The sequence below is a fragment of the Paenibacillus tepidiphilus genome, assembly GCF_008635795.1.
Lineage (GTDB): Bacteria > Bacillota > Bacilli > Paenibacillales > Paenibacillaceae > Paenibacillus_AQ > Paenibacillus_AQ tepidiphilus.
The window spans coordinates 413,154-421,583 of sequence record NZ_VWRQ01000003.1 but is presented as its reverse complement, the minus strand read 5'-3'; the positions used below and the strand labels follow the sequence as shown (position 1 = coordinate 421,583).

General features: G+C 53.2%; 3 protein-coding genes. All 3 read left to right on the top strand.

The genetic code is table 11. The annotated features are described in order from the left end of the window. Window positions 1-3,603, top strand: a 3,603-nt coding sequence (locus tag F1379_RS05890) for a non-ribosomal peptide synthetase (RefSeq protein ID WP_150267360.1), incomplete at its 5' end; no start/stop codon positions are given. Between the two features lie 98 nt (window positions 3,604-3,701). Further along, window positions 3,702-7,406 carry an SDR family NAD(P)-dependent oxidoreductase gene (locus tag F1379_RS05885; RefSeq protein ID WP_150267358.1) on the top strand — a complete coding sequence of 1,235 codons (3,705 nt, stop codon included), beginning with the start codon at window positions 3,702-3,704 and terminating at the stop codon, window positions 7,404-7,406. Between the two features lie 21 nt (window positions 7,407-7,427). Next, window positions 7,428-8,420, top strand: a complete 993-nt coding sequence (locus F1379_RS05880; protein WP_150267356.1) for a BtrH N-terminal domain-containing protein — start codon at window positions 7,428-7,430, stop codon at window positions 8,418-8,420. Window positions 8,421-8,430 lie beyond the last annotated feature (10 nt).

The following is an 8,430-nucleotide window of genomic DNA, read 5'->3' as shown; positions in this document are numbered from 1 at the left end:
CGGCTGGAGCAAGCGATCCGCACGGTCATTGCCCGTCACGAATCGCTGCGCACGTCGTTCACGTGGATCGACGGCGAGCCGAGACAACAGATACACGAAGACGTGGAGCTGGAATGGGTGTGCCGCTATGCAGAGGAAGGGCAGGCCCGGGAGCTCATGCGGAGCTTTGTGCGGCCATTCGCACTGAATCAGGCGCCGCTGCTGCGGGCCTGGCTGTTGCAACTGGCAGAAGAGCGACACTGGCTGGTGTGGGACATGCACCATATCGTGTCGGACGGCGTGTCGATGAACCTGCTGGTATCGGACTTCATGACGGCGTATGCCGGCGTAGAGCTGGCACCGCTGCGGATTCAGTACAAGGATTACGCGGTCTGGCAGCAGGGCACGCTCGAGGTGCAGCGGATGAAGATGCATGAGGCGTACTGGCTGTCGGTTTATGCAGAGGAAGCGCCGGTGCTGGAGCTGCCGACCGACCGGACACGTCCGGCGGTGTCAAGCAGTGAGGGCGGACAGGTATACACCGAAGTGAACGTCAAGACGGCAGAGGCTCTGAAGCGAATCGCCGCGGAGACCGGAGCGACGCTGTACATGGTGCTGCTGGCGGCCTATAACGTGTGGCTGCACAAGTACACGGGGCAGACCGACATTGTGGTCGGAACACCGGTGTCAGGACGGACGCATGCGGATACGGAGCCGATGATCGGGATGTTCGTGAACACGCTGGCGCTGCGCAACGCCCCATCGGGTGACAAACGGTTTATGGACTTCCTGCGCGAGGTGAAGGAGCGGACGCTGGCGGCGTTCGAGCATCAGGACTATCCGTTCGAGGAACTGGTCGAGAAGCTGAACGTACGGCGCGATATGAGCCGTAACCCCTTGTTCGACACGATGCTGGTGCTGCAGAACATGGAGCAGGCGCGTTTTAGACTGGCGGATATTGACGTGCGTCCGGTCGAGCTGGAACACAGAGCGTCGAAGTTTGACCTGACGCTAAACGTCGCGGAGAACGATCAAGGACTTCAGCTGCTGCTGGAATATAGCAGCGCGCTGTTCAATGAGGAGACAGCCCGGCGTTACCTGCAGCACTTCGTGCAGCTCTTGCCGCAAGTCGCCGGGGAGCCGGAAGCAAGGATCGGCTCGTATGGGCTTGTCACGCCGGAGGAGAAAGGGCAGCTGCTGCATGCGTTTAATGATACTGCGGCGCCGTATCCGCGGGAAGCGACGATCCATGATCTGTTCGAGGCGCAGGTGAAGAAAACGCCGCAGGCGGTGGCGGCCGTACATGGCGGTCAGCAGTTGACCTATGCGGAGCTGAATGCACGGGCGAATCAGCTGGCGTGGATGCTGCGTGGGCAAGGAGTGGGGCCGGACCGTATCGTGGCCATCCTGATGGACCGCTCAGTAGAGATGATCGTTGGGGTGCTCGGCATCCTGAAGGCCGGCGGGGCATACTTGCCGATTGATCCGGGATATCCGGCAGAGCGCATCCAATACATGCTGGAGGACAGCGGCAGTCAGTGGCTGATCGGCGATGAGGCGCTGCTGGCGGGAACGGCCTTTGCGGGAGCGAAGCTGGGACTGAAGGCAGCAAGGGCCGAAACCGCTGCCACCAGTACAATGCACATCAGAGAAAGCAGCGGTATCGATGGTTGCAATATAGGAGCGGTCAGCGGGCCGGAGAATCTGGCATATGTCATCTACACTTCAGGCTCGACGGGGCGGCCCAAAGGAGTGATGGCCGAGCACCGGAGTGTGGCCAACTTGACGTCCATGTTTCAACGTACACTGCGGATTACCGGAGATGACCGGATTCTCCAGTTTGCGTCGCTCTCATTTGATGCCTCTCTATCAGAAATCGTGATGAGCCTATGCAGCGGAGCCCAATTGCATACCGTACCGATGGAAGTGATTCATAACCTCGGGGAGTTCGAGCAGTACATCCGGGAAAACGGCATTACAATCATCACCCTGCCGCCTGCGTACTTAACGCGAATGAACCCGGAGCAAGTCCGTCCGTTAAGATCGGTCATCACGGCGGGCTCGGCATGTCCGCCGGAGGTGGTGCGGAAGTGGAGCCCTTACGTCAACTTAATCAATGCGTACGGGCCGACGGAAACGACGGTGTGCGCTACGATGTGGCCGGCAGATGGAGCGGAAGAAGAGTTGAGAACCGTTCCGATCGGTAAACCGGTGTCCAATGTGCGGGTGTATATTCTGGATCAGGAAGACCGGTTACTGCCCATGGGTGTGCAGGGCGAAATCTGTATTACGGGAGCCGGCGTGGCCCGGGGCTATCTGAACCGGCCGGAGCTGACGGCAATGAAATTTATAGACAACCCGTTCGAGCCAGGTGAGCGTATGTACCGGACCGGGGATTTGGCGAGATGGCTGCCGGATGGAAATCTGGAGTACCTGGGCCGGATCGACCAGCAGGTGAAGATCCGCGGCTACCGGATCGAGTGCGGGGAGATCGAGGCGCAGCTTCTGGCACATGCGCATATCTGCGAAGCCGTCGTAATCGACCGGAAGGATGAGCAGGGACAAACGTATCTATGTGCATATCTGGTATGCAGCATGCCGTTGACGGTAGCGCAAATACACGCTCACCTGTCCGGGTACCTGCCGGATTATATGATCCCGTCCTATTTTGTACAAATGGACCATATCCCGCTGAATAATAACGGTAAAGTCAACCGGACACTCCTGCCTGCTCCGGATGCAGCCATGCAGGATCAGGAAGAGAGCCTGCCGCCGGCTACAGAGATGGAATCTGACATTTTGAAGGTATGGCAAGAGGTGCTTCACAAAGATGATATCGGGGTTACGGATAACTTCTTCCACGTAGGCGGTAACTCACTGCGACTTGTGGATATATATGCCAAGTTAGACCGGAAGTATCCTGGCGTCCTCGTTGTAGCGGATTTGTTCGGAAATCCGAATGTGCGGCAATTGGCTCAATATATCGAAACGGTCCAGATGCAAAAACAAACACCAGCATGGAAGCCCCTTCCCCTCGCTTTCCCGACTTCAGGAAGGGCTGGGCAAGGCGTCTACATTCCGGGCGATGTCCTGCGCTTTGTGCTTCCGGAGCGGACGGGTCAAAGCCTGGAACGCATTTCGAGTCATTACAGCATTCAGAAGATGGCTGTGCTGCTGACCGCTTTTGCATATTTAATGTCGGAATACGCAGACACAGAAAGGGTTACATTGCCTTGCCTGATCGAAGGCGGCGATTTATGCCGGGTGGAGGTTTCATTCCGGGAAGCCGAAGAGCTGGAGGATGTTTTTGCCACAGTAGACAGATACCTGAGAACGGAAAGCCGGTTTCATTGGGAGCAGGTAAAGTATGCTGCTTATGAGCCGCAGGAAGGCCATATCCTTTGTGCATTTACAGGCGCTGTCCCGTTGCCGGCAGGCTTTGCTAAGCCGTTTGATCTTGTGCTGGGCTGTGGAGAGGATGGACTTGTCCAGTCGATGACCTGTGAGTATAACCAGGGCCGGATTTTACAGGCATCTGTGGAGAGATTGCTTCGCCAGTTTGTAGGCTTATTGGCTAAAATGCTGGAACAATGCGAAAGAAAGCTCGGCCAGCCAGAGGCTTGAAGTGAACAGGTGCAGTGAGGGGAAGGCAAGCGGTTGTCCTTCTCCTCTATGCCACCGATGATACATCAGGTGTGGGCTACCGAATTGGAGGGTATGTTGTGAAAAAAAGACTGGTAGATTTTGATGCTTCCGAAATGCTAATTACGGACGAACATATCAAGTTTGAACAAATCTCAAGTAAGGATATTGCAGTGATTGGGGTGTCCTGTCAGATTGGGAGCGCCAAAAATACAAATGAATTCTGGGATAGTATGGTTGAAGGGAAGTGTCTGGTTGAAGACATTCCGCCAGCACGCCAGAAAGATATTACAGATGCGCTGAAGCAAAGCGGCATTGCGCAGCAGGAATTTAAGAAAGCAGCTTATCTTGGCAGCATTGACACGTTCGATTATAAGTTTTTTTCTCTGCCGGCTATTGAGGCTCAGTTAATGGATCCGCACCAACGTCTCTTTCTGGAGACGGTCTATGCCACCATGGAGGATGGGGGATACGGGGGAAAGGAGCTTGTTGGCAGCGAGACCGGCGTATTCGTCGGATTATCCAGCGATGAGATCAATGAATACAGAGCATTCGCGCAAAGATCTGCTCCCGAGCTTGTGGGTCTGACAACTTCAGGTAATCTGAAGTCGATTATTGCCGGGAGGATTTCCTATATATTTGATTTTAAAGGCCCCAGCAGTGTGGTGGATACGGCATGCTCTTCCTCTTTATCCGCACTTCATCTGGCATGCCGCTCTATTCGTGCAGGCGAATGCAATACTGCGATAGCGGGGAGCGTCAGAATTAATATGTTACCGGCCAATCAAGCGAATGCCTATAAAATGGGAACAGAATCCTCAGACGGGTACACACGAACCTTCGATGCAGAGTCGGATGGAACAAATTCGGGAGAGGGAGTGGCGGCTGTTCTGCTCAAACCGCTGCATCAAGCAGTGCTCGATCATGATCATATTTATGCGGTCGTGAAGGGCAGCGCATGGAATCAGGACGGCAGCTCGGTGGGGCTGACAGCACCGAATCCGGCCGCTCAGGAGCGGGTTATTCTGCGGGCATGGCAGGATGCGGGAATCGATCCCGAATCCATCTCTTATCTGGAAGCCCATGGAACGGGAACTAAGCTGGGAGATCCTATTGAAATCCAAGGAATCCATAATGCGTTCCGCAAGCATACCTCCAAGATGCAATTTTGCGCCGTCGGTTCCGTCAAGACGAATATCGGCCATTTGGATCATGCAGCGGGAATCGCCGGTTTTATTAAGGCCGTGCTTGCCTTAGAGCATCAACAAATTCCGCCGATGCTGCATTTTAGACGGCCCAATCCTAATATATCGTTTATTGATTCGCCCGTTTATGTGGCAGACCGTTTAATCCGCTGGGAGCGTGCAACAGATGCACCAAGACGATGCGGGGTAAGCTCGTTCGGCTTAAGCGGGACCAATTGCCATGTCGTATTAGAGGAGGCTCCGGAACGAAAAGAGACTTTCCCGGACCAATTACATCATATCTTCACCTTATCCGCTATGGAACAAACAAATCTGTTAGATATGGTGGACAGATATATACATTTCCTGTCAAGTTCTGCCGGCAAGCATAACATCGGAGATATTTGCTGCACTGTTAACACAGGGAGAGGCCACTATGCTCACCGCCTGGTGCTGAAGGCATGCAGCACAGATGATCTGATTCTGCAATTGGAGCGGTTCCTTAATACCCCGTTCGTAACAATGGAAAAGCATCACATTTATTACGGCAGCTATAACGTCAGCGCGAACAAAGCCACCTGGCCGAATTCGGAAACTGCGTCCGGTTTCGCTTCCGGGCAAGTCAAAGAACTGCTGTCCAAGATCAGCAAGGATTCGTCCGATGCAGGAAGAACATTTCATGATTTCGCTCTGGCTTATATACAAGGAGCTGAGGTGAACTGGAAGCTGTTATATCCGGCCCGTTCTTACCATAAAGTCAGTTTGCCGACCTACAGTTATTCGAAGAGCAGATGCTGGATAAGCATTCCGGAGAAGCATATACAGACGGTTGAGAGAGACGCCGCTTTAACATCCCTGCATGAAGAGAAGCAAGGCTATTACCAGCCCAAATGGGTACCCCAGCAGAGGGATGACAAGCACGCGGAACCCGTGGACGGGAAGACGCTGTTCTTCCGGACAACCGCTCCGGTGTGCAACCAGATCCGGACTACTCTGGAACAGCAAGACCGGGATTATATTGAAGTTTATCATGGACCCCGGTACAGCAAAGTAACGGATCGTGAATATGTGATTTCAGGCAATGATGCCGACTATCTCCTGTTACTTGAGCACGCAGGCAAGGTTGGGCATATCATCCATGCCTTTGATCTTGAAGAACGGCAGCCGGATCATCCCCTGGAGCTGCAGGAGCGCCTCGGCCGCAGTGTGTACAGCCTTGCTTCTTTATCAAAAGCCTTATTCAAGAAGCAGCGAAGACAGGAAACGGTGATTTCTGTGCTTACAAGGTGGGCCAATGCTGTGACAGGGGATGAGCAGCAGATTCATCCGTCCGGTGCCGCGATGCTCGGGATGGCGAAGGTGATTCACCAAGAGCATCCGTACCTGTACACCCGCAGCTTTGATTTGGACGATACGGTTGAATCCCTTGTACTTGAACAAGTGTTATCTCCAATCAAAGAGGCGGCAGAATGTGCATACCGAAACGGTGTCCGATATATTGAAAGCCTACAGGCAGCGGAGCTAGGAACAACCGAGGCCGGACCTGTTGCCGTCCGGGCCAATGGCGTCTATGTCATTACAGGAGGACATGGGGGAATTGGCTTAGAGGTGGCCAAGCATTGGGCGAGACAGCAGCAAATCTCCATTGCCCTGGTAAGCCGGACGCCACTACCGGGCCGCGACGAATGGGCCTCCATTAAAGCGGGGGATAGTCCTGAACGTAAACGCATCATTGAGAGCATAGAGGAAATGGAGAGCATGGGTTCTTCCATACATTCATACAGCGCGGATGTTTCCGATTTCGGGCAAATGGACGTGCTGTTCCGGCAGATTAGAGCCAGCCTCGGCAATATCAATGGCGTCTTCCATGCTGCAGGCAGTGCAGGAGACGGTATGCTGTTCAGAAGAACCCGGGAGCAAATGGACGAGGTCCTGTCTCCAAAAGTAATGGGGACATGGAACCTGCACCTGCTTACGAAGGACGATCACCTGGACTTTTTGGTGCTGTGCTCGTCGCTTGCTTCACTTATTGGGGGCGCGGGTCAAGGGGACTATACGGCTGCCAACCGGTTCATGGATGCATTCGCCGCCTACCGATCCGGATTAGGGATGGCAGCTTGCTCGATCAATTGGCCTTCCTGGAAGGAAGTCGGCATGGCTGCCAATTACGGCGTCAAAGAAAGCGACAATCTGGTTAGCCATATCTCAACCCGTGCAGCGCTGGCTGCGCTTGATCACATCCTGTATTCGAACCGGTCCAGAGTGATCCTGGGGCAAATGAATTCTGCACAGGCCAGTCAAGTACCGGTTACCGGACAGCTGCAGGAGCAACAGTCCTTCAAGAGTGTACAGTTGGCAGGAAGAGAATCCGGTAAATACACCGAGCTTGAGCAATTACTGGCAAGCATTTGGGGAGAGCTGTTCGAACGTGATGTGATCAGGGTGGATGACAATTTTTACGACTTGGGGGGACATTCTTTGCTGCTGATCCGGGTCGAGGTTATGTTGGAAAAACATGGAGTGGCAGTGGACCGTTTAAATATTGAACGGGACCGGACGCTTGAGAAAATAGCGGGTGCTCTGGAAAGTTCGCAAGCTTGAAGTGAAAGCGGGGAAAAAGGGATGCCAACAATCATTGAACCGATAGAGCCTTTTAACGAAATCTATTATCAAAGCTGCTTGTATAATTCCTTGTTTCCGGTTATAGGGCATTTTCAGCGGAGTATATTGCCGTTACTGATTAACGATTGGGCGGTGTATGAAGCTGCCCGGACAGGGGAAGACCTTCTTTGCGGAATCTCTTACCGGAGCAATAAGGGGCTGATGGAAGCTCTTGCAGGGCTTGGAATTGCTGCCGGGAGGGAACGGTTTGCCGGGGCCGGAACAGTCGTTGGCCAGATCAAACGTGCGGTAGATAAGGGGCGGCCGGTCATACTATGGGTGGATTGTTACGAATTGCCGATTCGCATGGATACCTTTCGGAGAAAGCATTCGCCGCACACCCTCTTAGTCCATGGATATGATGATTGCACCGGCCATTTTCATATTATTGAACATTTGCAGATGGAGAACCTCTCCTATGATAAAAAAACAATCCGGATGGAAGACTTGGAGCGGGCCTATATTGGATTTGATCAGGAATTTAATCAAGGAGGGCCGAAGCTGGATTCCTACTATGAGTTCTATAAGCTGGATCAAGGGGCTTCCAGCATTTCCGGCGGAGCTGATCAATACCGGGAACTTATCCGGTCCAATATGAATGCAATTACAGATGGCCTGGACCAGCTGCTGGAGGTGTCGGAGCTGCTTTATGGGAGGTTAATGCAGCAAACGCATCTATCCATAGATTTCGCTTCACAGCAGCTCGATAAGCTGAATTCAATCATATTGGCGAAGCAGGCGGAGAGCTACAAGCTGAAGCTGTTACAGATGGAGCAGGAGCCATTAAGTGCCATTCTGCAGAGTATTACCAATGAGTGGAGCATGATTAGAACAACCGTGGGCAAATATGTGTATTCCAGTCAGTTTCATGCCGAACAATTCGCCGAGCTGCCGGACCGGATCAACAATATTTATGATGCCGAGTTAAAGTTTTACGAAGCATTCTTAGAATAGGACCATACAA